24 protein-coding genes are annotated in these 22,416 nt (G+C 64.6%); 16 read left to right on the top strand and 8 right to left on the bottom strand.

Annotated features, from left to right (window positions below):
- Window positions 1-12 precede the first annotated feature (12 nt).
- The 13 genes from nuoI to KPB06_RS12925 all read left to right on the top strand — a co-directional run bounded on the left by nuoI (window position 13) and on the right by KPB06_RS12925 (window position 11,572).
- The gene (gene nuoI, locus KPB06_RS12865; RefSeq protein WP_006478270.1) at window positions 13-501 is read left to right on the top strand and encodes an NADH-quinone oxidoreductase subunit NuoI; all 489 of its coding nucleotides are present in this window, start codon (window positions 13-15) and stop codon (window positions 499-501) included.
- A 112-nt stretch (window positions 502-613) separates the two neighbouring features.
- Window positions 614-1,264, top strand: coding sequence for an NADH-quinone oxidoreductase subunit J (locus tag KPB06_RS12870; protein WP_011545812.1), 651 nt, complete (start codon window positions 614-616; stop codon window positions 1,262-1,264).
- 18 nt (window positions 1,265-1,282) lie between these two features.
- Complete coding sequence (gene nuoK / locus KPB06_RS12875; RefSeq protein ID WP_006478272.1) at window positions 1,283-1,588, top strand: NADH-quinone oxidoreductase subunit NuoK; 306 nt, start codon at window positions 1,283-1,285, stop codon at window positions 1,586-1,588.
- Between the two features lie 17 nt (window positions 1,589-1,605).
- A complete protein-coding gene (gene nuoL / locus KPB06_RS12880; RefSeq protein WP_059583601.1) occupies window positions 1,606-3,660 on the top strand; it encodes an NADH-quinone oxidoreductase subunit L in 2,055 nt (684 codons plus the stop codon).
- Window positions 3,661-3,678: 18 nt separating this feature from the next.
- Complete coding sequence (locus KPB06_RS12885) at window positions 3,679-5,169, top strand: NADH-quinone oxidoreductase subunit M (protein WP_059583600.1); 1,491 nt, start codon at window positions 3,679-3,681, stop codon at window positions 5,167-5,169.
- A gap of 39 nt (window positions 5,170-5,208) precedes the next feature.
- Window positions 5,209-6,663, top strand: a complete 1,455-nt coding sequence (gene nuoN / locus KPB06_RS12890; protein WP_059583598.1) for an NADH-quinone oxidoreductase subunit NuoN — start codon at window positions 5,209-5,211, stop codon at window positions 6,661-6,663.
- The gene (locus KPB06_RS12895) at window positions 6,663-6,959 is read left to right on the top strand and encodes a DUF2818 family protein (RefSeq protein ID WP_059583597.1); all 297 of its coding nucleotides are present in this window, start codon (window positions 6,663-6,665) and stop codon (window positions 6,957-6,959) included. Before nuoN ends, KPB06_RS12895 begins: the two co-directional genes overlap by 1 nt.
- 39 nt (window positions 6,960-6,998) lie before the next feature.
- Entirely contained in the window at window positions 6,999-7,589 is a 591-nt protein-coding gene (locus KPB06_RS12900; RefSeq protein ID WP_059583595.1) for an NUDIX domain-containing protein, read from the top strand.
- 136 nt (window positions 7,590-7,725) lie between these two features.
- On the top strand, window positions 7,726-8,148 hold the full coding sequence (locus KPB06_RS12905; protein ID WP_059583593.1) for a DUF1178 family protein: 423 nt from the start codon (window positions 7,726-7,728) through the stop codon (window positions 8,146-8,148).
- Between the two features lie 101 nt (window positions 8,149-8,249).
- Window positions 8,250-9,446, top strand: a complete 1,197-nt coding sequence (locus tag KPB06_RS12910; RefSeq protein ID WP_059583591.1) for an acyl-CoA dehydrogenase family protein — start codon at window positions 8,250-8,252, stop codon at window positions 9,444-9,446.
- A gap of 19 nt (window positions 9,447-9,465) precedes the next feature.
- Window positions 9,466-10,599: an acyl-CoA dehydrogenase family protein gene (locus KPB06_RS12915; RefSeq protein ID WP_059583590.1), complete on the top strand. Its 1,134-nt coding sequence runs from the start codon at window positions 9,466-9,468 to the stop codon at window positions 10,597-10,599.
- Window positions 10,600-10,637: 38 nt separating this feature from the next.
- Window positions 10,638-11,099, top strand: coding sequence for a MaoC family dehydratase (locus KPB06_RS12920; RefSeq protein ID WP_059583588.1), 462 nt, complete (start codon window positions 10,638-10,640; stop codon window positions 11,097-11,099).
- The gene (locus tag KPB06_RS12925; RefSeq protein WP_059583586.1) at window positions 11,096-11,572 is read left to right on the top strand and encodes a MaoC family dehydratase; all 477 of its coding nucleotides are present in this window, start codon (window positions 11,096-11,098) and stop codon (window positions 11,570-11,572) included. The genes KPB06_RS12920 and KPB06_RS12925 overlap by 4 nt, the downstream gene beginning before the upstream one ends.
- Before the next feature lie 45 nt (window positions 11,573-11,617).
- On the opposite strand, the gene KPB06_RS12930 is transcribed toward KPB06_RS12925, so the two are convergent.
- Both KPB06_RS12930 and KPB06_RS12935 read right to left on the bottom strand, forming a co-directional pair.
- Entirely contained in the window at window positions 11,618-12,310 is a 693-nt protein-coding gene (locus KPB06_RS12930; protein ID WP_059583763.1) for a glutathione binding-like protein, read from the bottom strand.
- Between the two features lie 210 nt (window positions 12,311-12,520).
- Complete coding sequence (locus KPB06_RS12935) at window positions 12,521-13,312, bottom strand: oxepin-CoA hydrolase, alternative type (protein WP_059583584.1); 792 nt, start codon at window positions 13,310-13,312, stop codon at window positions 12,521-12,523.
- Window positions 13,313-13,511: 199 nt separating this feature from the next.
- On the opposite strand from KPB06_RS12935, the gene KPB06_RS12940 reads away from it, so the two are divergent.
- The gene (locus tag KPB06_RS12940; RefSeq protein WP_059583581.1) at window positions 13,512-14,168 is read left to right on the top strand and encodes a glutathione S-transferase family protein; all 657 of its coding nucleotides are present in this window, start codon (window positions 13,512-13,514) and stop codon (window positions 14,166-14,168) included.
- A gap of 43 nt (window positions 14,169-14,211) precedes the next feature.
- Here KPB06_RS12940 and KPB06_RS12945 read toward each other — a convergent pair whose 3' ends face one another.
- Both KPB06_RS12945 and KPB06_RS12950 read right to left on the bottom strand, forming a co-directional pair.
- Entirely contained in the window at window positions 14,212-15,384 is a 1,173-nt protein-coding gene (locus tag KPB06_RS12945; RefSeq protein ID WP_059583579.1) for a pyridoxal phosphate-dependent aminotransferase, read from the bottom strand.
- Window positions 15,385-15,412: 28 nt separating this feature from the next.
- The gene (locus tag KPB06_RS12950; RefSeq protein ID WP_059583577.1) at window positions 15,413-15,910 is read right to left on the bottom strand and encodes a putative toxin-antitoxin system toxin component, PIN family; all 498 of its coding nucleotides are present in this window, start codon (window positions 15,908-15,910) and stop codon (window positions 15,413-15,415) included.
- A 57-nt stretch (window positions 15,911-15,967) separates the two neighbouring features.
- Here KPB06_RS12950 and yaaA point away from each other — a divergent pair, with 57 nt between their 5' ends.
- Complete coding sequence (yaaA, locus tag KPB06_RS12955) at window positions 15,968-16,750, top strand: peroxide stress protein YaaA (protein ID WP_059583575.1); 783 nt, start codon at window positions 15,968-15,970, stop codon at window positions 16,748-16,750.
- A 138-nt stretch (window positions 16,751-16,888) separates the two neighbouring features.
- Window positions 16,889-18,043, top strand: coding sequence for a M14 family metallopeptidase (locus KPB06_RS12960; RefSeq protein ID WP_275905616.1), 1,155 nt, complete (start codon window positions 16,889-16,891; stop codon window positions 18,041-18,043).
- Between the two features lie 82 nt (window positions 18,044-18,125).
- Here the strand turns inward: KPB06_RS12960 and KPB06_RS12965 are convergent, their stop codons facing one another.
- The 4 genes from KPB06_RS12965 to KPB06_RS12980 all read right to left on the bottom strand — a co-directional run bounded on the left by KPB06_RS12965 (window position 18,126) and on the right by KPB06_RS12980 (window position 21,937).
- Window positions 18,126-18,782, bottom strand: a complete 657-nt coding sequence (locus KPB06_RS12965) for a BspC domain-containing protein (RefSeq protein WP_059583571.1) — start codon at window positions 18,780-18,782, stop codon at window positions 18,126-18,128.
- A 139-nt stretch (window positions 18,783-18,921) separates the two neighbouring features.
- Window positions 18,922-19,596 carry an energy-coupling factor ABC transporter permease gene (locus KPB06_RS12970; protein WP_059583569.1) on the bottom strand — a complete coding sequence of 225 codons (675 nt, stop codon included), beginning with the start codon at window positions 19,594-19,596 and terminating at the stop codon, window positions 18,922-18,924.
- 76 nt (window positions 19,597-19,672) lie between these two features.
- Window positions 19,673-20,509, bottom strand: coding sequence for a response regulator transcription factor (locus KPB06_RS12975; protein ID WP_059583567.1), 837 nt, complete (start codon window positions 20,507-20,509; stop codon window positions 19,673-19,675).
- 210 nt (window positions 20,510-20,719) lie between these two features.
- Window positions 20,720-21,937, bottom strand: coding sequence for a DUF2863 family protein (locus KPB06_RS12980; RefSeq protein ID WP_060010291.1), 1,218 nt, complete (start codon window positions 21,935-21,937; stop codon window positions 20,720-20,722).
- Window positions 21,938-22,416: the final 479 nt, after the last annotated feature.

The raw sequence follows: 22,416 nt of genomic DNA on the forward strand, positions 1-22,416 counted from the left end.
TCGGACGAAATCATGACGGCAATCCAACACTTCTTTAAGACTTTCTTCCTGACCGAGCTGCTGAAGGGGCTCGCGCTGACCGGTCGTTACACGTTCAAGCGCAAGTTCACCGTGCAGTTCCCGGAAGAGAAGACCCCGATTTCGCCGCGTTTCCGCGGGCTGCACGCACTGCGCCGCTATGAAAACGGTGAAGAGCGCTGCATCGCGTGCAAGCTGTGCGAGGCCGTGTGCCCCGCGCTGGCGATCACGATCGAGTCGGAAACGCGCGCGGACAACACGCGCCGCACGACGCGCTACGACATCGACCTGACGAAGTGCATCTTCTGCGGTTTCTGCGAAGAGAGCTGCCCGGTCGATTCGATCGTCGAGACGCAGATTCTCGAGTACCACGGCGAAAAGCGCGGCGACCTGTATTTCACGAAGGAAATGCTGCTCGCGGTGGGCGACCGCTACGAGAAGGACATCGCCGCGGCGAAGGCTGCCGACGCGCCGTATCGTTGATTGTGTTTGCAGTGCCGGCCCGGCATGAACGATGAACGGGCCGAGCCGCCGCGACGGGTGCGGGCGTCCCGCAAGCCGCGCCTGACTATGGCCTAACGATGAACCGGTAATCATGGAATTCACGACCGTACTGTTCTACATCTTCGCGCTGCTCCTGGTGGTATCAGGGCTGAAGGTGATCACTTCGCGCAACCCGGTGGCGTCTGCGCTTTTCCTTGTGCTGGCGTTCTTCAACGCCGCCGCGATCTGGATGCTGCTGGAGGCCGAATTCCTCGCGATCCTGCTGGTTCTGGTCTACGTGGGCGCGGTGATGGTGCTGTTCCTGTTCGTCGTGATGATGCTGGACATCAACATCGACTACCTGCGCCGCGACTTCAAGCGCTTCGTCCCGATGGCAACCGTGGTCGGCGCGATCATCGTGATCGAAACCGCGCTGATCCTGTGGCGCGGCTACGGCGACACGCACACCGTGCATGCGATGGCGACGGGCGAGATGGCCAACTGGTCGAATACGCGCCTGATCGGCAAGGTGATCTACACCGACTACATCTTCGCGTTCGAAATCGCCGGCCTCGTGCTGCTGGTCGCGATCATTGCCGCGATCGGGCTGACCGAGCGCAAGGGCAAGGACAGCAAGCGCCAGCGCGTGTCGGATCAGGTCAAGGTGCGCCGCAACGACCGCGTGCGCCTCGTGAAGATGGAAGCGGACAAGCCGCAGCCGGAAACGGCGCAGAGCGAAGCCGGCTCGGGCACCAACGGCTAAGCGGAGGAAAAGAAAACCATGCTGACTCTTGCTCACTACCTTGTGCTCGGCGCGATCCTCTTTGCGATCGCGATCGTCGGGATCTTCCTGAACCGCCGCAATGTCATCATCATCCTGATGTCGATCGAACTGATGCTGCTGGCGGTGAACACCAACTTCGTCGCGTTCTCGCATTACCTCGGCGACGTACACGGCCAGATCTTCGTGTTCTTCGTGCTGACCGTCGCCGCAGCGGAAGCCGCGATCGGTCTCGCGATTCTGGTGACCCTGTTCCGTAAGCTCGACACGATCAATGTCGAGGATCTCGATCAGCTCAAAGGTTAATTTCAGGCAACGCTGTTATGTCAACGACACTCAATGAAAACCTGCTGCTGGCGATTCCGCTCGCTCCGCTGGCCGGCTCGCTGATTGCGGGGCTGTTCGGGAACGCAGTCGGGCGCAAGGGCGCACACCGGATCACGATCCTCGGCGTATTGATCGCGTTCCTCCTGTCGGCGAAAGTCTTCCTCGACGTGATGGGCGGCGCGAGTTTCAACGCGACCGTCTACGAATGGATGAACGTCGGCTCGCTGAAGCTCGAGGTCGGCTTCCTCGTCGATTCGCTGACCGCGATGATGATGGTCGTCGTGACCTTCGTCTCGCTGATGGTGCACGTATACACGATCGGCTACATGGCGGAAGAGGACGGCTACCAGCGCTTCTTCTCGTACATCTCGCTGTTCACGTTCTCGATGCTGATGCTCGTGATGAGCAACAACTTCCTGCAGCTGTTCTTCGGCTGGGAAGCGGTGGGTCTGGTGTCGTACCTGCTGATCGGCTTCTACTTCACGCGCGAAAGCGCGATCTACGCGAACATGAAGGCGTTCCTCGTGAACCGCGTGGGCGACTTCGGCTTCCTGCTCGGCATCGGCCTGCTGCTCGCGTTCGCCGGCTCGATGAACTACGGCGAAGTGTTCGCGAAGCGCGCGGAGCTCGCGAGCCTGCACTTCCCGGGCACCGACTGGGGCCTGCTGACCGTTGCCTGTATCTGCCTGTTCATCGGCGCGATGGGTAAATCGGCCCAGTTCCCGCTGCATGTGTGGCTGCCCGATTCGATGGAAGGCCCGACCCCGATCTCGGCGCTGATTCACGCGGCGACGATGGTGACGGCCGGCATCTTCATGGTGTCGCGCATGTCGCCGCTGTTCGAGCTGTCGGATACCGCGCTGTCGTTCATCACGGTGATCGGCGCGATCACGGCGCTCTTCATGGGCTTCCTCGGCATCGTCCAGAACGACATCAAGCGCGTGGTCGCGTACTCGACGCTGTCGCAGCTCGGCTACATGACCGTCGCGCTCGGCGTGTCCGCTTACCCGGTCGCCGTGTTCCACCTGATGACGCACGCGTTCTTCAAGGCGCTGCTGTTCCTCGGCGCCGGCTCGGTCATCATGGGCATGCACCACGACCAGGACATGCGCAACATGGGCGGCCTGCGCAAGTACATGCCGATCACGTGGATCACGTCGCTCGTCGGCTCGCTCGCGCTGATCGGCACGCCGTTCTTCTCGGGCTTCTACTCGAAGGACTCGATCATCGACGCGGTGAAGCTGTCGCACCTGCCGGGCTCGGGCTTCGCCTACTTCGCGGTCGTGGCGAGCGTGTTCGTCACCGCGCTGTACTCGTTCCGCATGTACTTCCTGGTGTTCCACGGCGAAGAGCGCTTCCGCAAGCCGAAGCATCCGGAGTCGCCGATGGGCATGGCAGCCGCGCACGGCCACGACGATCACGGCCATGGCCACGGTCATGACGACCACGCGCACGAGCCGCACGAGACCCCGTGGGTCGTGTGGGTGCCGCTGGTCCTGCTGGCGATCCCGTCGGTGATCATCGGCGCGATCGCGATCAGCCCGATGCTGTTCGGCGATTTCTTCCAGCACGGCGTCGCATTCGACAAGGTGATCTTCATCGGCGAAAACCATCCGGCGCTGGCCGAGATGGCCGAGGAGTTCCACGGCTGGGTGGGCATGGGCCTGCACTCGGTGTCGGGCCTGCCGGTGTGGCTCGCGCTTGCCGGTGTCGTCGTCGCGTGGTTCCTGTACCTGAAGCGTCCGGAGCTGCCGGCGTCGATCCGCCGCGCGTTCGGCCCGATCTACACGCTGCTGGACAACAAGTACTACATGGACAAGATCAACGAAGTGGTGTTCGCCCGCGGTTCGGTGGCGATCGGCCGCGGCCTGTGGAAGGAGGGCGACGTCGTGGTGATCGACGGCCTCGTGAACGGCAGCGCCCGGTTCATCGGCTGGTTCGCCGGCGTGATCCGCTTCCTCCAATCCGGTTACATCTATCACTACGCGTTCGCCATGATCATCGGCATGCTGGGGCTCCTGACCCTGTTTGTAACGCTCGGCGGCAAATAAGGCGGGGAGACAACACTAATGCACGCTTTTCCGATTCTCAGTACCGCGATCTGGCTGCCGATCGTTTTCGGCCTCCTCGTGCTGGCGGTGGGTAACGACAAAAATCCGGGGACGGCTCGCTGGGTCGCGCTGATCGGCGCGCTGCTCGGTCTCGCGGTCACGATCCCGCTGATCACGGGCTTCGACTCCAGCACCGCTGCGCTGCAGTTCGTCGAGAAGTCGACGTGGATCCAGCGCTTCGACATCGCGTATCACCTCGGCGTCGACGGCATCTCGATGTGGTTCGTCGTGCTGACCGCGCTGATCACGGTGATCGTCGTGATCGCCGCCTGGGAAGTGATCACCGAGAACGTCGCGCAGTACCTCGCGGCGTTCCTGATCCTGTCCGGGATCATGATCGGCGTGTTCTCGGCGGCCGACGGCCTGCTGTTCTACGTGTTCTTCGAGGCGACCCTGATCCCGATGTACATCATCATCGGCGTGTGGGGCGGCCCGAACCGCGTATATGCGGCGTTCAAGTTCTTCCTGTACACGCTGGCCGGCTCGCTGCTGATGCTGGTCGCGCTGATCTACCTGTACACGGAAACGCACTCGTTCGACCTCGCGACGTGGCAGAACGCGAAGATCGCGATGACGCCGCAGATCCTGCTGTTCATTGCGTTCTTCCTCGCGTTCGCGGTGAAGGTGCCGATGTGGCCGGTGCACACGTGGCTGCCGGACGCGCACGTGGAAGCGCCGACGGGCGGCTCGGTCGTGCTGGCGGCGATCATGCTCAAGCTCGGCGCATACGGTTTCCTGCGCTTCTCGCTGCCGATCACGCCTGACGCGAGCCACTTCCTGGCGCCCGTCGTGATCACGCTGTCGCTGATCGCGGTGATCTACATCGGTCTCGTCGCGATGGTGCAGGCCGACATGAAGAAGCTGGTCGCGTATTCGTCGATCGCGCACATGGGTTTCGTCACGCTCGGCTTCTTCATCTTCAACCAGCTCGGCGTCGAAGGCGCGATCGTCCAGATGATCTCGCACGGCTTCGTGTCGGGCGCGATGTTCCTCTGCATCGGCGTGCTGTACGACCGCGTGCACTCGCGCCAGATCGCCGACTACGGCGGCGTCGTCAACGTGATGCCGAAGTTCGCGGCGTTCGCGATGCTGTTCTCGATGGCCAACTGCGGCCTGCCGGGTACGTCCGGTTTCGTCGGCGAGTTCATGGTGATTCTCGCGGCCGTCCAGTACAACTTCTGGATCGCATTCGGCGCGGCGTTCACGCTGATTCTCGGCGCGGCCTACACGCTGTGGATGTACAAGCGCGTGTATTTCGGCGCGGTCGCGAACGATCACGTCGCCAAGCTGACGGACATCGGCCGTCGTGAATTCCTGATGCTGGCCGTGCTCGCCGCGTTCACGCTGCTGATGGGCCTGTATCCGAAGCCTTTCACCGACGTGATGCACGTTTCCGTGGAAAACCTCCTCTCCCACGTCGCGCAGTCGAAGCTGCCGCTGGCCCAGTAATCGCGAGCGGAGGAACTCAAGATCATGCAAAACGCCCCTATGAATGTTCTGTTGCCTGACGCGCTGGTGCTGGCCGCCATCGTCGTCGCATGGCTGAACGACACCTTTACCGGTGCGTCCGGCCGCCGCCTGACCTATCTGATCGCGGTCGTCTCGTCGGTCGTCGCCGGCGTGTGGTTCGCGGTCCAGGCGCTCGACCCGCAGCAGTACTACTTCTTCTCGAAGATGGTCGTCGTCGACTCGTTCGCGAGCATGATGAAGGCCGTCGTGTCGTTCGGTTTCGCGGTCTCGCTCGTCTATTCGCGCAAGTACCTCGAAGACCGCGACATGTTCCGCGGCGACGTGTTCCTGCTCGGCATGTTCTCGCTGCTCGGCCAGCTGGTCATGGTGTCGGGCAACAACTTCCTGACGCTGTACCTCGGTCTCGAACTGATGTCGCTGTCGCTGTACGCGGTCATCGCGCTGCGCCGCGACGCCGCGCAGTCGAGCGAAGCCGCGATGAAGTACTACGTGCTGGGCGCGCTCGCATCGGGCTTCGTGCTGTACGGCATCTCGATGCTCTACGGCGCGACCGGCTCGCTCGAGCTCGGCGAAGTGTACAAGGCGGTCGGCGGCAACACCGACGCGGCCGTGCTGATGTTCGGCGTGATCTTCATCGTCGCCGGTATCGCGTTCAAGCTCGGGGCCGTGCCGTTCCACATGTGGGTGCCGGACGTCTACCAGGGCGCGCCGACCGCGATGACGCTGTTCGTCGGCGGCGGTCCGAAGGTTGCCGCGTTCGCGTGGGGCCTGCGCTTCCTGGTGATGGGCCTGCTGCCGCTCGCCCAGAACTGGCAGACCGCGCTCGTGATCCTCGCCGCGCTGTCGCTGATCGTCGGCAACATCACCGGTATCGTCCAGCGCAACATCAAGCGGATGCTCGCGTACTCGGCGATCTCGAACATGGGCTTCGTGCTGCTCGGCCTGCTCGCCGGCATCGTGAAGGGCGACGCGGCTGCGCCGGCGAACGCCTACAGCTCGGCGATGTTCTACGCGATCGTCTATCTGATCACGACGCTCGGCTCGTTCGGCGTGGTGATGCTGCTCGCGCGCCGCGATTTCGAAGCCGAAACGATCGACGACTTCAAGGGCCTCAACAAGCGCAGCCCGGTGTTCGCGTTCGTGATGATGGTCATGATGTTCTCGCTGGCCGGCATTCCGCCGACCGTCGGCTTCTACGCGAAGCTCGCGGTGCTCGAGGCGACCGTCAACGCAGGCCTCACGTGGCTGGCCGTGCTGGCCGTGATCACGTCGCTGTTCGGCGCGTTCTACTACCTGCGCATCGTGAAGCTGATGTACTTCGATGCGCCGCAGGATTCGACGCCGATCTCGGGCGATTTCTGCAAGCGCACGATCCTCGTGCTGAACGGCCTGGCCGTCGTCGTGCTCGGCCTGATCCCGAGCCCGCTGCTGACCGCCTGCCTGCAGGCAATCCGCCACACGCTGCCGCTGTAATGTCGGCAGCCGGCTGGTTCATCGTGCTGTTGGCGCTCGTATGCGCCAACCTGCCGTTCCTGAACCAACGCCTCTTCGCCGTCGTGCCGTTCGGCGCGACGAAGAAGAGTGCGTGGGTGCGGATCGGCGAGCTGATCGTGCTGTACTTCATCGTCGGCGCGCTCGGCTTCTGGCTCGAGTCGCGCGCCGGCAACCGCTTCGAACAGGGCTGGCAGTTTTACGCGATCACGTTCAGTCTCTTCGTCGTGTTCGCGTTTCCCGGCTTCACGTTCCAATATCTCGTCAAACGACGCTGACGGCTTCGGCCGTCCGTCGTGCTCATCCAGGAGCCGCCGATGGCCGAACTACCCAATCACGACGCCGCACTGACCGAAACCTGCCTCGAGAGCGAGGCGATCTTCGAAGGCGCGTTCCTCAAGCTCAAGCGCGATACCGTCCGTCTGCCGGACGGCAAGAAAGCCACGCGCGAATACGTGCAGCATCCGGGCGCGGTGATGGTGATCCCGCTGTTCGACGACGGCCGCGTGCTGATGGAGAGCCAGTTCCGCTATCCGATCGGCAAGGTGATGGCCGAATTCCCGGCCGGCAAGCTCGATCCGAACGAAGGCGCGCTCGCGTGCGCGGCGCGCGAGCTGCGCGAGGAAACCGGCTACACGGCGCGCGAGTACGTGTTCCTGGCCCGCATTCATCCGATCATTTCCTATTCGACCGAATTCATCGACCTGTACCTCGCGCGCGGGCTGACGGCCGGCGAGCGCAAGCTCGACGAAGGCGAATTCCTCGAAACCTTCACCGCGACGCTGGACGACCTGCAGGAGTGGGTGCGCACGGGCCAGATCTCCGACGTGAAGACGATCATCGGCACCATGTGGCTCGACAAGGTGCTGTCCGGCACGTGGCCGCTCGGCCCGGTCGTCACGCCCTGAGCGCGGCGTCGGCGGCGGCCGGGGCGCCGCGTTACAATCTGGCGACGCAGTGCGTTCGCGCTGCGCAATCCGGATTTAGCACGATCGTTCACAAAACCGCTTTTTGCGCTACACTCGTCACACGCCCTGATTCAGCATGAAGGTCCTCGATTTACAGTGTCCGCACGGTCATCGGTTCGAAGGCTGGTTCGCTTCCGCCGATGAATTCGAAGCGCAGTTGTCCCGCAAGCTGGTCGAATGTCCGGTGTGCGGAACGACGGAGATCAACCGGATGCCGTCGGCGCCGCGCCTGAACCTGTCGGGCGCGACGCAGCCGCAGCCGGCCGATCCGCGTGCGCTGCAGGCGCAGGTGATGCGCGCGCTGCGCGAGGTGCTGGAGAAGACCGAGAACGTGGGCGAGCGCTTCGCCGAGGAAGCGCGGCGCATTCATTACAACGAGGCGCCGGCACGCAGCATTCGTGGCGTCACGACGCCGGAGGATGCGCAGTCCTTGCTCGAAGAAGGCATCGACGTGATGCCGCTGCCGATTCCTGCCGCGCTGAAAGAACCGCTGCAATGACGTACGCAGTGTGTCCTTGGCCGGGGACGGCCGCGGACAGCTTTGCATGAGATCAGAGCAGGCGCTAAAGCGTTAACTCGGGTCGACAGGAGACACTGCGCATGGATCTGGATTATTCCCCCGCCGACGACGCGTTCCGCGCCGACGTCCGCGCCTGGCTCGAGGCCAACCTGCCTCACGCACTGCGCGCCAAGGTACTCGATCACAAACGACTCGACCGCGAGGATTTCGCGAGCTGGCACCGGATTCTCGGCCAGCGCGGCTGGTCCGCGCCCGCCTGGCCAGTCGAATATGGCGGCCCGGGCTGGAACGCGACGCAGCGGCACATCTGGGACGAGGAGTGCGCGCGCATCGGTGCGCCGACCGTGCTGCCTTTCGGGGTGTCGATGGTCGCGCCGGTCCTGATGAAATACGGCAGCGAAGCGCAGAAGCGCCGCTATCTGCCGCGCATTCTCGACGGCTCGGACTGGTGGTGCCAGGGTTATTCGGAGCCGGGTTCCGGGTCCGATCTCGCATCGCTGCGCACGCGCGCCGAGCGCCACGGCGATCATTACGTCGTCAACGGCCAGAAGACCTGGACCACGCTCGGCCAGTACGCCGACATGATGTTCTGCCTCGTGCGCACCGATCCGGCCGCGAAGAAGCAGGAAGGCATCTCGTTCCTGCTGATCGACATGAAAACGCCCGGCATCACGGTGCGCCCGATCGTGATGCTCGACGAGGACCACGAGGTCAACGAGGTGTTCTTCGAGGACGTGAAGGTGCCGGTCGAGAACCTCGTCGGCGACGAGAACCGCGGATGGACCTACGCGAAATACCTGCTCGGCCACGAGCGCACCGGCATCGCGCGCGTCGGCGCGTCGAAGCGGGAGCTCGCGTTCCTGAAGCGCATCGCGTCGAACCAGCGCAAGAACGGCAAGCCGTTGCTCGCCGATCCCGTGTTCGCCGCGAAGGTCGCGGCGCTCGAGGTCGAGCTGATGGCGCTGGAAGTGACGGTGCTGCGCGTCGTCAGCCGCGAGACGAGCGGCAAGGGGCCGGGCCCCGAAGCGTCGATGCTGAAGATCAAGGGCACCGAGGTGCAACAGGCGCTCACCGAGCTGATGGTCGAAGCGATCGGCCCGCTGGCCGCACCGTTCGACGTGCCGTTCCTCGCCGGCGAGCGCGAGCACAGCATCGCCGGCGACGACGATGCGGCGCCGCTCGCCGCGTACTACTTCAATTACCGGAAGACGTCGATCTACGGCGGGTCGAACGAGATCCAGAAGAACATCATCGCGCAGATGATTCTGGGGCTGTGATCAGGGAACGGAGACAACCATGGATTTCAGCTTTACCGATGAGCAGCAGCAGTTCGCCGATGCGCTGCGCCGGTATCTCGGCGAGCAATACGGCTTCGAGGCGCGTCAGGCGATCGTGCGCAGCGATACCGGTGTGTCCGACGCGCAGTGGAGCGCATTCACCGAACTCGGATTGACCGCGTTGCCGGTGCCGGACGCCCAGGGCGGCTTCGGCGGCGGGCCGGTCGACATGCTGGTCGTGATGCAGGAACTCGGCCGCGCGCTCGTGATCGAGCCGTACTGGGCCACGGCGGTCGGCGTCGAGGCGTTGCGGATCGCCGGCTCCGGCGCGGGCGACGACGCCGCGCTGCTGGAGGCGATTGCACAAGGACAAAAGCGCGTGGCGGTCGCGTTCCATGAGCCGCAGGCGCGCTACGACCTGTACGAACTCGACACGCGCGCGCGCGAGCAGGACGGCACGTACCGGCTGACCGGGATCAAGTCGGTCGTTCAGCACGGCGCCCAGGCGCACGTCTGGATCGTGCCCGCGCGTGTCGACGGCGGCGGTATCGGCCTCTTCGTCGTCGAACGCGATGCGGCCAACGCGAAGGTGGTCGACTACCGGACCATCGACGGCCAGCGTGCCGCGACGCTCACGTTCGACGACACGCCGGCCCGACTCCTGACGGGTGGGGCGCGAGACGCGGCGGCGCTCGAGCAGATTGCCGATTACGCGACCTTTCTGCTATGCGCGGAAGCGGTTGGCGCGCTCGACGAGCTGAATCGCGCGACGGTCGAATACACGAAGACGCGTGAGCAGTTCGGTGTGCCGATCGCGCGCTTTCAGGCGCTACAGCACCGGATGGTCGACATGCTGATTCATGCCGAGCAGGCGCGTTCGCTGACCTATCTCGCGGCGGTGCGCTATGCGAACGGCGATGCCGATGCGCGGCGCAAGGCCGTGTCGGCCGCGAAGGCGCGGGTCGGATCGGCCGCGCGCTTCGTCGGCCAGCAGGCGATCCAGTTGCACGGCGGCATGGGCGTGACCAACGAGGTGGCCGCCGCGCACCTGTTCAAGCGGCTGTCGATCATCGAGACGACGCTCGGCGATACCGATCATCACCTCGCCCGCCTCGCGGCGCTGCCCGATTTCGCGCAGACCGACGTAGCATGACGGCGACGCGCGAGCGCGCCAGACAAGGAGACTTATCAGTGGGCATCAGTTACGAAGATCTGGTGGTGGGCAGTACCACCGAAGTGGGCCGCTACACGTTCGAGCCCGACGACATCAAGACGTTCGCGCAGCGCTACGATCCGCAGCCGTTCCATGTCGACGAGGAAGCAGGGAAGGCATCGCACTTCGGCGGGCTCGTCGCGAGCGGCTGGCATACGTGTTCGGTGTTCATGAGCCTGCTGGTCCAGAAGCTGGGGCCGGACTCGACCAGCATGGGCTCGCCGGGCATCGATTCGATCCGCTGGCTGAAGCCGGTGCGCGCCGGCGACACGATCACGATGTACCAGAAGGTGCACGACAAGCGCGTGTCGGAGAGCAAGCCCGATCGCGGCATCGTGTCGACGGAATGGGTCGGCGTGAACGAAGCCGGCGAGACGGTGATCAGCGTGCACACCAAGGTGATTTTCGGGCTGCGCCATCCGGCAGGCGCGAACGCATGACCGACGTGACCTTGCCGCTGATCGCGTCCGCGCAGGCGCTGCAGGCGCGGGTTGGCGCGGAGCCGCTCGCGAGCGGCTGGATCGAGATCGACCAGCCGCGCGTCGACGGTTTCGCCGACGCGACCGGCGATCACCAATGGATTCACGTCGACCCCGAACGCGCGCGGCGCGAGTCGCCGTTCGGTGGGCCCATCGCGCACGGGTTCCTGACGCTGTCGCTGATTCCTGCATTGATGACCGACGCAATGCGCTTCGAGCAGAAGATGGGCGTGAACTACGGGCTCAACCGCGTACGGTTCTTGAAGCCGGTGCCGGTCGGGGCGCGCGTGCGCGCGCTGTTCGCGGTGAAGGAAATCGCCGACGCCGCGCGCGGCGGTATTCAGGTGACGTGGTCGGTATCGATGCAGATCGAGCGTCCCGACGCGCCGCTGCCGGTATGCGCGGCGGAATTCATCACGCTGCATTACTTCTGAAGCACGCAGCGGCATGCGCGGATGCCGCTGCGTCCACCCTGCGTGTCAGTGCTTCGCGTATTGCGTTGCGCCGAACAGCACCTCGCGTGCCTTGTCGTCCTGCAGCGCCTTGCGCATCGACGCGAGTACCTCGACGCCACGCTGCACGGCCGGTCGCGCGGCGATCGCCTCGTGCCAGCGCTTCACGTTCGGCAACGCGTCGAGCTCGATGCCCTGGTTCCGCCACGAACGCGTCCACGGGAACGTCGCAATGTCCGCGATCGTATACGTGTCGCCCGCGAGATACTCGGATTCGCCGAGCCGCTTTTCCATCACGTTGTACAGGCGCTTCGCTTCGTTCGTGTAGCGGTTGACCGCGTACTCGATCTTCTCCGGCGCATACAGCCGGAAGTGGTGCGCCTGCCCGAGCATCGGGCCGACACCGCCCATCTGGAACATCAGCCACTCGAGCGTCGCATAGCGCGCGGCCGGATCGGTCGGCAGGAACTTGCCGGTCTTCTCCGCGAGGTAGATCAGGATCGCGCCCGATTCGAACAGCGAGATCGGTTGGCCGCCGGGGCCATCCGGATCGACGATCGCGGGGATCTTGTTGTTCGGGCTGATCTTCAGGAACGCGGGCTCGAACTGGTCGCCTGCACCGATATCGACCGGATGGGCGCGATACGCGAGGCCCGTTTCCTCGAGCATGATGTGCACCTTGTGGCCGTTCGGGGTCGCCCAGCTATAGACGTCGATCATCGTCAACTCCTGTGTGGCATGCGCGAAAACGGCGCCGGCGGCGCCGCGACAGGCGGTCATTAGAGCATGGATCGGCGCGGGCTGCCGGTGGCGGAAACGCCCGTGCCGGCGGGCATGCGCAGCCGGGCCGGCGAGCGTCGCCGGCGGTGCTCGCGGCGTCGACGTGCCGCACCGGATGGACGCGGTGGCGTGGCGTCGGGACGCGGTGGATCAGCGCTTGTAGCGCGGTTGGCGCTTCTCGAGAAATGCGCTGATGCCTTCGAGCCCGTCCGCATGATGCAGCGACGCGACGAAATGATCGCGCTCGGTGCCGAGGTGCGCGTCCAGCGGTTGGGCGGTGGCGTCGTCGAGCAGCGACTTGATGCGCGTGAGCGCGTTCGGCGAGATGCCGGCGAGCGTGTCGGCCCACGCCAGTGCGTCGCTCAGCGCCGTGCCAGGCGCGGCGAGCCGATTGACGACGCCCAGCGCGTGCAGGCGTTCCGCGGCAACGGGTTTGCCTTCGAACAGGATCTCGGCGGCGGTCGCACGCGGCAACGCGCGGGCGAGAAACCACGAGCCGCCGCCGTCGGGTGTCAGGCCGACGCGTGCATACGACATCACGAATTTCGCGTCGTGTGCGGCAACGATCAGGTCGCACGCGAGCGCGAGCGAGAAGCCGGCGCCGGCCGCGGCGCCCTCGACGGCCGCGATCACCGGCTTCGTCGACGCGCGGATCGCCGTGACCCATGCCGCGAGCTGATCGATGCTGTCGGCCTGGAAGGACGGATCCTTCGAGCGATTCTCGAGCAACCGGTTCAGGTTGCCGCCTGCGCAGAAGAAGCGATCGGCACCCGTCAGCACGACGGCGCGAATCGCCGGATCGCGCTCGGCGGTGGCGAGGGCTTCGATGCCGGCCGCATACATGTCGGGATGCAGTGCGTTGCGCGCACCGGGATTGGACAGCGTGAGGACGAGCGTCGAATCGCTCTCGGGTGGCCGCGAGGCCAGCAGTTCAGCACTCATGCGAGTGTGTCTCCATCGGGTGGCGCGGCGACGCCGAGTGTGTCGCGTGAACAGCGAGGTCCGTCGCCGCAGCGGATGTAATGTTGTCGTGACGGACGAAAAACTTGCTTTAGACTAGCACGAACGTGCTTTTCGGCGCGATGAATCTCGAGGCGGCCGGCGTCGATGCGGCCGTGCTCCAGCAACGAAGGAGACTCCGATGCTACAGCTGTGCGGTATTCCGTTGTCCAACTACTACAACAAGGTGAAGTTCGTCCTGCTCGAGCACGATATACCGTTCGAGGAGTCGGTGTGCGCTTTGCCGGTCAGCGATCCGGTGCAGCTCGCCGATTCGCCGCTCGGCAAGATTCCGTTCCTGAAGACCGAAGAGGGTGCGCTGTTCGAGTCCCAGGTGATCATCGAATACCTGGCGGCGCGCTATCCCGAGAAAGGCATTTTGCCCGCGAGCCCGTTCGCGGCGGCGAAGGTGCGCGAACTGGTCGAGACGCTCGAGCTGTATCTCGAATGGGTGGCGCGCGAGGTGTACACGGAAGCGTTTTTCGGCGGCAAGGTCAGCGACGGGATGAAGGCGCACGTCGAGAAGCGCCTGCCGCGCGCGATCGATGCGTTCAAGCAGATGACGCGGTTTTCGCCGTATGTGCTCGGCGAGTCGTTCGGCCTCGCGGACATTGCCGCATGGGTTCATCTGCCGGTGATCGGGATGGCGACGAAGGCCATATTCGGCCGCGACTTCCTGCTCGATGCAGGCATCGACTGGAAGGCGCACGCCAAGACGGTGAGTGAACGCCCTGCCGCGCAGCGCGTGGCAGCCGAGCGCAAGGCGTATGTCGAAGCGGCGAACGTCGCGCGTTCGTAACCGCGTTTCCCGAAGGGCGGCGTGCGGCCGCCCCCGTGCGGGCTTACAGGCGGGCGAGCCGCTCGAGCGCGGATGCGAGCGTGCTTTCCCGCTTCGCGAAGCAGAAGCGCACGACGCCCGATTCGTGCGGCTCGTGATAGAACGCCGACACCGGAATGGCGGCCACGCCGATCTCCGACGTGAGCCACGTCGAGAATTCCGCTTCGGGCAGGTCGCTGATCGCCGAGTAATCGACGCACTGGAAGTACGTGCCCGTGCACGGCAGCAGCTTGAAGCGCGTGCGCTCGAGGCCGGCCCGGAAGAAGTCACGCTTTTGCTGATAGAAGCCGGCGAGCGACAGGTACGGCGTCGGGTCGCGCAGGTAGTCGGCGAGCCCGATCTGCATCGGCGTGTTCACCGTGAATACGTTGAACTGGTGGACCTTGCGGAATTCAGCGGTCAGCGCGGCAGGCGCCGCGACGTAACCGACCTTCCAGCCGGTCACGTGATAGGTCTTGCCGAAGCTCGACACGATGAAGCTGCGTGCGGCGAGTTCCGGATAGCGCGCGACGCTCTCGTGGCGCGCGCCGTCGTAGACCATGTGTTCGTAGACCTCGTCGGACAGGATCAGCACGTTGGTGCCGCGCACGATGTCCTCGAGCTTGCGCATGTCCGCCTCGCGCCACACGGTGCCCGTCGGGTTGTGCGGCGTGTTGATCAGGATCATCCGCGTTTTCGGCGTGATCGCGGCCGCGAGACGGTCGAACGGGATCGCGTAGTCAGGCGCCTCCAGCGTGACGAACACGGGCTTGCCACCGGCGAGCTCGATCGACGGCAGGTAGCTGTCGTAGGTCGGCTCGACGACGATCACTTCGTCGCCCGGATGCACCGCGCACAGGATTGCCGTCAGCAGCGCCTGCGTCGCGCCGGCCGTCACGGTGATTTCGGCGGCCGGATCGTAGCGCCGGCCGTACACCTGCGCGATCTTGTCGGCGATCGCGTCGCGCAGCGGCGCGACGCCGGCCATCGGCGGGTACTGGTTGTGCCCGTTGCGCATCGCGGCGGCCACCGCATCGACGATGCGCGGATCGCAATCGAAATCCGGGAAACCCTGGCCGAGGTTCACCGCCCCTTTTTCGGCGGCAAGCGCGCTCATCACCGTGAAGATCGTCGTGCCGACGTTCGGCAGGCGCGAGGGGAAAACGGGTGTCGTTGGCATATCTGAAGGAGCGTTCATCGATACGGTCGGAATCGGGTGAGGTGCGTCAGGCCGGCGTCGCCGTGACGGGCGGCGCGGCGTCGAGTGCGCAGGCTTGCGCAAATGGCGCGGGTTGCGCGATCCGGAAACCGAAGTCGCGGGCGGTGCGCTTCGCGAGCTTCAGCAGCGCGCGGTCTTTCGACACGAGCCAATCGGCGTGCGCGGCGCGCGCGAGTTCGAGAAACTTCTGGTCGTCGCGGTCCTTGCACTTCGGCAGCGGCGGCGCGCCGGCGTCGACGGGCGGCGGTTCGACGAGGCTCGCGAGCCGGGCGACGGTCGCGAGCGCGGCCGCCTTGTCGATCGCGCGCGACTGGAACTGCGGATAGTCGAGCACGTATTCGAGTTCCGTCAGGCAGCGGCCGTCGATCACGGCGGCCAGCGTGCCGTGCTCCAGCGCGGCGCGGATCGGGCGCGTGGCGGGGTCGTCGAATACGAGAATGTCGATCCAGACGTTCGAGTCGAGCACGACGCGGTGTGCGGCATGCGGGGCGAGAGAGCGGGTCATTCGTTACAATCGGTGGTTTTCGTCTGACCGCAAGGCACGGCGTGCCAGCGAGCCTCTATGATAATCGTTCTCTCTCCCGCCAAATCCCTCGACTACGACACGCCCGCGCACGTCCAGTCTTACACGAAGCCTGCATTCGTCGACGATGCGTCGGAGTTGATCGACGGCCTGCGCAAGCTGTCGCCGCAGGACATCGCGACGCTGATGGATATCTCCGATCCGCTCGCGCGCCTGAATTTCCAGCGCTACGCCGACTGGTCGCCGACCTTCACGCCGGCCAACGCGAAGCAGGCTGTGCTGGCGTTCAACGGCGACGTCTACGAGGGTTTCGACGCGAAATCGCTGTCGTCCGCCGATCTCGACTATGCACAGCATCACGTGCGCGTGCTGTCGGGCCTGTACGGGCTGCTGCGTCCGCTCGACCTGCTGCAGCCGTACCGGCTCGAGATGGGCACGCGGTTCGCGAACGCGCGCGGCAAGGATCTGTATGCGTTCTGGGGCGATCGCATCACGCGGGCGCTGAACGAGCAACTCGAGACGCGCAGCGGCGCGGCGCGCGTGCTCGTCAACTGCGCGTCGACCGAATACTTCAAGTCGGTCAAGCCGAAGCTGCTGGCCGCACCGGTCATCACGCCGGTATTCGAGGACTGGAAGGGCGGCCGCTACAAGATCATCAGTTTTCATGCGAAACGCGCGCGCGGCCTGATGGCGCGTTTTGTCGTCGAGAACCGTATCGCCGACCCGAAGGCGCTGAAGGAATTCGCCACCGAAGGCTATGCGTTCGATGCGGCTGCGTCGAACGATTCGACTTACGTATATCGCCGGCGCGTCGGCGAGTGACCTGCCGGCCGTTCGCGAGACGGTCGGCGCATGCGTGAGGCCGGACCGGCGACATACCGCCTGCTTCGGTCGACCGCTTTGCATGGGACCGGCGTAAGCGCTGAAGCGCCAGCGCCGGTCGACAAAGGAGATGGACAGATGGCCCTTTCGATCACCAGTAATTTCGACGCAGGCGCAATCGACGTCGTGTCGTGCGACAGCCCCGACGCAATCCGGCTGCGCGTGCGCGGCGACAATCGTTCGGAATTCGCGCAATGGTTTTACTACCGCTTGACGGGTGCACGCGGCGAGCGATGCGTGATGACGTTCGAGAACGCAGCCGAATGCGCGTATCCGTCGGGCTGGCGCAACTACCACGCGGTGGCGAGCTATGACCGCGTCGACTGGTTCCGCGTGCCGACGACGTTCGACGGCAAGACGATGACCATCGACCATACGCCGGAGTTCGACAGCATCTACTACGCGTATTTCGAACCGTACTCGGAAGAGCGTCACGCCGCGTTTCTCGGCGCGGTCCAGCAGTTGCCTCGGGCGAGCGTCGTCGAACTCGGCCGCACGGTCGAAGGCCGTCCGATGTCGCTGCTGACGCTCGGCACGCCGGAACTCGACGGCGCGCCGAAGAAGAAGGTGTGGATCATCGCGCGCCAGCATCCGGGCGAGTCGATGGCCGAGTGGTTCGTCGAAGGGCTGGTCAAACGGCTGGCCGGATGGGGCGACTGGGCCGGCGATCCGGTTGCGCGCAAGGTCTACGATCGCGTGACGTTCTACATCGTGCCGAACATGAATCCGGACGGCAGCGTGCACGGTAACCTGCGCACCAATGCGGCCGGCGCGAACCTGAACCGCGAGTGGATGGCGCCCGATGCCGAGCGCAGCCCCGAAGTGCTGGCCGTGCGCGACGCGATCCACGCGATCGGCTGCGACATGTTCTTCGACATTCACGGCGACGAGGATCTGCCGTACGTGTTCGTCGCCGGCTCGGAGATGCTGCCGAGCTTTACCGAGCAGCAGGGCAAGGAGCAGGCCGCGTTCATCGAAGCGTTCAAGGTCGCGAGCCCGGACTTCCAGACCGAGCATGGCTACGCGGCGAGCAAGTACAAGGAAGATGCGCTGAAGCTCGCGTCGAAGTACATCGGCCACCAGTTCGGCTGCCTGTCGTTGACGCTCGAAATGCCGTTCAAGGACAACGCGAACCTCCCCGACGAGCGCGTCGGCTGGAACGGCGAGCGCAGCGCGGCGCTCGGCGCGGCGATGCTCGCCGCGATCCTGGTGCACGTCGACACGTTCGCGTAGGCGCTGCCGTCGTCGCATGAAAAAAGCCGGTGCATCGCGAGATGCGCCGGCTTTTTGCTGCTGTCGTTGCCGCTCCGTCGTATCAGGATTTCTTCGCGGTTTTCTTCTTCACGGCTTTCTTTTGGCCGCCTGATTTCTTCGTCGAGACGGCCTTCTTGCTGCCGGTGCGGCCCGATGCCTTCGCCTTGGCTTTGCCGCGGTGCGACTTGCCCTTGAACTTCTTCGTCGAGGACGACGAGCGCTCGACGCGCGGCTTCAGCGGCGGAACCGGGTCGTTCCAACTGAACGCAAGCATTTGCTGGCCGACATAGCCGCAGCGAAACTTCAGCGGCGTCGGATCGCTGCCGTTGCTGTGGATGCCGAGCCCGTCGACGGTGACGATGTTGTCGACTTTCACGCGCTGCTTGCCCTGGTCGAACGAGTCGTTCCACGGCGTGATCGTCGCGTTGCCGCTGTCGAATGCGTTCGGCGCGAAGTCCACGCGGTCGAACGCCGTCGATGTGCTGGCGATGAAGCTGCCGTGCGCCGCACAATCCGCGGCGAGCGGATCGGCATGCATCTCGTTGACGAATTTGTTGATCAGTTCGGAGCGCTGGTCGAGCAGGTCGGCAAATACCGGCGCGGGAAGCGCAAGCGACAGGCCCGCGATACAGGCTGCCAGCTTGCCGAGCGCCCGGAAAATCCGGAGCGAGGCAGGTGAGCTGTCCATCTGGTTATTGGTGAGGAGCGAAGGAGACATCGGGCACGTATAGAGGCCCGATGAAGAACAGGAGTTCAATCTTAGCGTAAAAAAGTTGTGCGGCAGTAGGCGACGTACTCGGCGCGCGCCGCGGAAAGTGCCCCGGCACGCAGATGCGTGGAGCCGATCCGGAGGAAATTCAGGCGCGCGGGCCGCCGAGGCGGTAGCGGCGGACGTCGAAGGTCGTGACCCACGCGGGGCGATAGACGGCGATGAGTGCCGTTGCCATGCCGGTGAACCATGCTTCGCCGAGCGCGAGCAGCGCGGTGTTCAGCAAATAGCCGGCCGGAATCACGACGGGCACGCCGTCCGCGAGCGCGAGCTGAACACCGGCCGCCGCGGCGGCGACCGCGACGATCGCGATGGCGGGCGACAGGAAGCCCTGTCCGGTGATGAATGACGCGAGGTTGTGCGGCAGCCAGGCGAGCGCGGCGCGTTGCAGCAATGCCGACACGCCGACAGGCAGCGCACCGTAGACCAGATAGGTCAGGCCGACGCCTTGCCACGGCGCGTCGAATATCACTGCGGCCATCGCCGTGACGGCGCCCATCGCGACCAGTGCGAGTGTCCAGTCGAACAGCGTGACGAGCAGCGTTGCGCCAAGCAGATGCATGACGATGCCATCTTCGAGCCATGCGTTCGAGGCCCACAGGACCGTGATCGCAGTGACGAGCGCGAGCCACACGTGCTGAAGCGTGGCGTCCTGCAGGCGTACGAACGGGCGATTCCACATCGCGAGCGCGAGCAGGGCCACGGCGGCGATCCAGCCACCGATGCCAACCCAGAGCGGAAGCGGTGTGAAAAGAAAACCCATGCGTCCATATTACTCGTTGAGCATCAAAGGTGGGAGCCTGCACATGCCCGACCGTCGCAATATCGAGACTGTTGGCCTAGCGTCCGCGCCGGAACCGTGCCGGCGGCTCGGCGGCGAGCGGCAGGTCCTGTGTGCCGGCGTTGGCGATAGGCAACGGGTACGGACGGTCATGCCGTTGTGTTCGCAGCGGAGCGGGGCCGTGTTCGCCGATGGCCAGCTTGCGGGCGCGATTGCGGTTCGCCAGCAGTACCTCGAGATGGGGCGACAGCCAGCCGTTGTAGATCGCGACCGCGGCGGCGCGGTTTGCGGCGCCGAGCTGCTGGAAGATGCTCGCGAGGTGGATCTTCACGGTGCCTTCGCTGATGCCGAGCGTACGGGCAATCATCTTGTTCGTGCTGCCCATGTGGACGAACCGCATGATCTGGGCTTGGCGCGGCGACAGGAGTCCGCTCGGCGGGCGCCGTGGAAGCGAGCCGGCGAGCGTCTGGAAATGGGCGTCGTGGCGCGCCATTGCCGTTGACGGCAGCAGGCTGAGGGCGATCGGCGGAATGTAGTGTCCGCCCAGCAGTACGATCTCGAGCGCACGCACGATCAGGTGCGGCCGCGTGGAATGCGGGATGACGCCCGCGACGCCGTAATTGAAGAAGCGCTGGATGGCTTCGGGCGAGATGTCGTCGACCAGAACGGCGACCGGTGTCGGCGAGCATGCGTTGCCGAGCGCCTGAAGCTCGCTGAGCCGGCCCACGTCCAGCCAGTCGATCGCGACGAGGTCGAAACGCTGGGTGCGCAGCAGCCGGCGTGCCTGGAAACCGTCAGGCGCGTCGTTGATGCTGGCGTGCCGGTCGATCTGCCGCAACAGGGTCTTCAGTCCGTCACGCCGTTCGGCGTCTGAGTTAAGTACCAAGAACCGCATATTCAACCTCCATAAGGTGGGTCATTGATTGCCGTTGGGTATAAGCTGGCCCCGATAATGACAAAGACCTTACACGATGTCTGCTTGGCTGAAAGGCTTAGGAAAAGTTCGAAATTTTGGGCGGCGGGGCAGCGGACAAGAAAAAAGCCGCTCCGGTGGTCACCGGAAGCGGCTTTGGGCGGGGCAGGCTGTCGGGGCCTGCGGGGTGGATCAGTGAAAGTGCGGTTGGGCGGGCGACGCGTCTTCCGGCATTTCCGCATGGACGATTTCACCGAGCGGATCGGCGTAAAGCGGTACGCCGCAGTCGTCGCAGTATTCGGGTTCGAAACGGCCCGCGTGCCGCCGGACGTCGGTTACGCCGCATTCTTTCAGCAGGCTCACGATTTCCTCGAGCGGTCCTTCGATCGGCGCTTCGCCCTCGAGCGTCGCGCTATCGATCGATACGTCGCCGTTTTCACGGCCGTAGAGCGGCCACACGACACCATAGATCACGTCGTTGCTGGCACGCCGCGTGAAGCCGACGCGATACTCGTCGATGCGACGTTCGCCGAAGCCGGCGACCACCGCGCGCAGCTCTTGCGGCGCTGCACCAAGTGTGTCGAATAGATAACGAATGGCCGTTCGGACGGTGTGCGGACGCACGCGTTCGTCCGCATCGCGGCAGGCCGAGTAGTACGCGTCCGGAAGCAGGCATTCGAATTCGCAGCCAGGCAGCGCGATCGCCAGGTTCGGGCCGCCCTGTGCGGCCCATTGTTCGAGGCACTGACCACGCTCGATACGGCTGCCGTTTTCTTCTTCCTGCCAGCGGAACAGCGGCGAGCCGGCAGGCGCGGCGACGACCGCCAGCAGGAAGCGCGGATCGGCCAGGATCGGCGAAGTTTCCGGCAGGTCGCCGAAGCTCAGCTTCGGGGTGTGCTGGCCGATCGCCGCATGTGCGAGCTGCTGGGCGAGCCGGTAGGTTTCCACATGGTGTCGCGGCAACTGGTCGATGCTGTAGAGGAATGGGGCGAGCCCGACGAGCGTGCCGTTCGCCAGCACGTGCGCCTGCAGGTGCGTTCGCAACGCGTCGGCAACGTCGCCCTTGAGCGGACCGGACGGAATCATGTAGCGCGTCCAGGCGAGAACCGGGACGGCGACCAGCAGCGCATCGTACGGTTGGCCGTCGTGTTCGATCACCATCGACTCGCTGTGCGTCTCGGCCATGTCGGCGAGCGCGCCGTAGGCGTCGGGATGATTCTGTTGAAGATGGTCGAGCGCGGCATCGAGCGTCGTCTGATTGCCGTTGCGGACAATCTTGGCGAGCAGCGCATCGAGCTTCGCTTCCCAGAAGCGATCCTCGATGCGGCTGCCCGACGCGAAGAGCGCAAGTGACAGACCGACCAGTTTGTCGGCATCGGGGGGAAGGCGTTTGGCGATTCGCTGGCGCATATTAAAGACGTATATAGAAAGAGGCGAAGAACCTCACATTCTAGTCCGTTCTTTGCACCATAAGCGGTCTGGTGCCGACGCATGGCCGGACGGCCGAATTGCGTAAAAAAGTTGCTGCAAGCCCCTTGCGCGAATGCCGCGAGCTGCTTAGAATCACGCCTCTTTCGCGCTAACGGAAACGCGGCGCGGGAGGAAGGGAAGCGGTGCTGTTGGGGTTCGGTGGTAACGAGCCGCGGCGGCGCAGGAAGATGGGCCCCGCAGTCGCAACGAAGTCGTTCAGAAAGTTGTTGACGAGCTGCGAAACACGGTTCATAATCTCGCTTCTCTGCTGCTGAAAACGCAGCGCTGCTGGGAAACGCGGAGTTTCTCGCAGACATGCTCTTTAAAACGAAGTCGTTCAGAAAGTTGTTGACGAGCTGCGAAACACGGTTCATAATCTCGCTTCTCTGCTGCTGAAAACGCAGCGCTGCTGGGAAACA

Source organism: Burkholderia semiarida, assembly GCF_029268935.1.
Lineage (GTDB): Bacteria > Pseudomonadota > Gammaproteobacteria > Burkholderiales > Burkholderiaceae > Burkholderia > Burkholderia semiarida.

Excerpts from the sequence above, each read along its gene's own strand:
- KPB06_RS12900 (WP_059583595.1), top strand. The coding sequence starts at position 6,999 with ATGGCCGAACTACCCAATCACGACGCCGCACTGACCGAAACCTGCCTC.
- yaaA (WP_059583575.1), top strand. The coding sequence starts at position 15,968 with ATGATAATCGTTCTCTCTCCCGCCAAATCCCTCGACTACGACACGCCC.
- KPB06_RS12915 (WP_059583590.1), top strand. The coding sequence starts at position 9,466 with ATGGATTTCAGCTTTACCGATGAGCAGCAGCAGTTCGCCGATGCGCTG.
- KPB06_RS12895 (WP_059583597.1), top strand. The coding sequence starts at position 6,663 with ATGTCGGCAGCCGGCTGGTTCATCGTGCTGTTGGCGCTCGTATGCGCC.
- nuoI (WP_006478270.1), top strand. The coding sequence starts at position 13 with ATGACGGCAATCCAACACTTCTTTAAGACTTTCTTCCTGACCGAGCTG.
- KPB06_RS12940 (WP_059583581.1), top strand. The coding sequence starts at position 13,512 with ATGCTACAGCTGTGCGGTATTCCGTTGTCCAACTACTACAACAAGGTG.
- KPB06_RS12945 (WP_059583579.1), bottom strand. The coding sequence starts at position 15,384 with ATGAACGCTCCTTCAGATATGCCAACGACACCCGTTTTCCCCTCGCGC.
- KPB06_RS12980 (WP_060010291.1), bottom strand. The coding sequence starts at position 21,937 with ATGCGCCAGCGAATCGCCAAACGCCTTCCCCCCGATGCCGACAAACTG.
- nuoL (WP_059583601.1), top strand. The coding sequence starts at position 1,606 with ATGTCAACGACACTCAATGAAAACCTGCTGCTGGCGATTCCGCTCGCT.
- KPB06_RS12930 (WP_059583763.1), bottom strand. The coding sequence starts at position 12,310 with ATGATCGACGTCTATAGCTGGGCGACCCCGAACGGCCACAAGGTGCAC.
- nuoN (WP_059583598.1), top strand. The coding sequence starts at position 5,209 with ATGAATGTTCTGTTGCCTGACGCGCTGGTGCTGGCCGCCATCGTCGTC.
- KPB06_RS12970 (WP_059583569.1), bottom strand. The coding sequence starts at position 19,596 with ATGGGTTTTCTTTTCACACCGCTTCCGCTCTGGGTTGGCATCGGTGGC.
- nuoK (WP_006478272.1), top strand. The coding sequence starts at position 1,283 with ATGCTGACTCTTGCTCACTACCTTGTGCTCGGCGCGATCCTCTTTGCG.
- KPB06_RS12910 (WP_059583591.1), top strand. The coding sequence starts at position 8,250 with ATGGATCTGGATTATTCCCCCGCCGACGACGCGTTCCGCGCCGACGTC.
- KPB06_RS12905 (WP_059583593.1), top strand. The coding sequence starts at position 7,726 with ATGAAGGTCCTCGATTTACAGTGTCCGCACGGTCATCGGTTCGAAGGC.
- KPB06_RS12885 (WP_059583600.1), top strand. The coding sequence starts at position 3,679 with ATGCACGCTTTTCCGATTCTCAGTACCGCGATCTGGCTGCCGATCGTT.
- KPB06_RS12925 (WP_059583586.1), top strand. The coding sequence starts at position 11,096 with ATGACCGACGTGACCTTGCCGCTGATCGCGTCCGCGCAGGCGCTGCAG.
- KPB06_RS12975 (WP_059583567.1), bottom strand. The coding sequence starts at position 20,509 with ATGCGGTTCTTGGTACTTAACTCAGACGCCGAACGGCGTGACGGACTG.
- KPB06_RS12870 (WP_011545812.1), top strand. The coding sequence starts at position 614 with ATGGAATTCACGACCGTACTGTTCTACATCTTCGCGCTGCTCCTGGTG.
- KPB06_RS12965 (WP_059583571.1), bottom strand. The coding sequence starts at position 18,782 with ATGTCTCCTTCGCTCCTCACCAATAACCAGATGGACAGCTCACCTGCC.
- KPB06_RS12935 (WP_059583584.1), bottom strand. The coding sequence starts at position 13,312 with ATGAGTGCTGAACTGCTGGCCTCGCGGCCACCCGAGAGCGATTCGACG.
- KPB06_RS12960 (WP_275905616.1), top strand. The coding sequence starts at position 16,889 with ATGGCCCTTTCGATCACCAGTAATTTCGACGCAGGCGCAATCGACGTC.
- KPB06_RS12950 (WP_059583577.1), bottom strand. The coding sequence starts at position 15,910 with ATGACCCGCTCTCTCGCCCCGCATGCCGCACACCGCGTCGTGCTCGAC.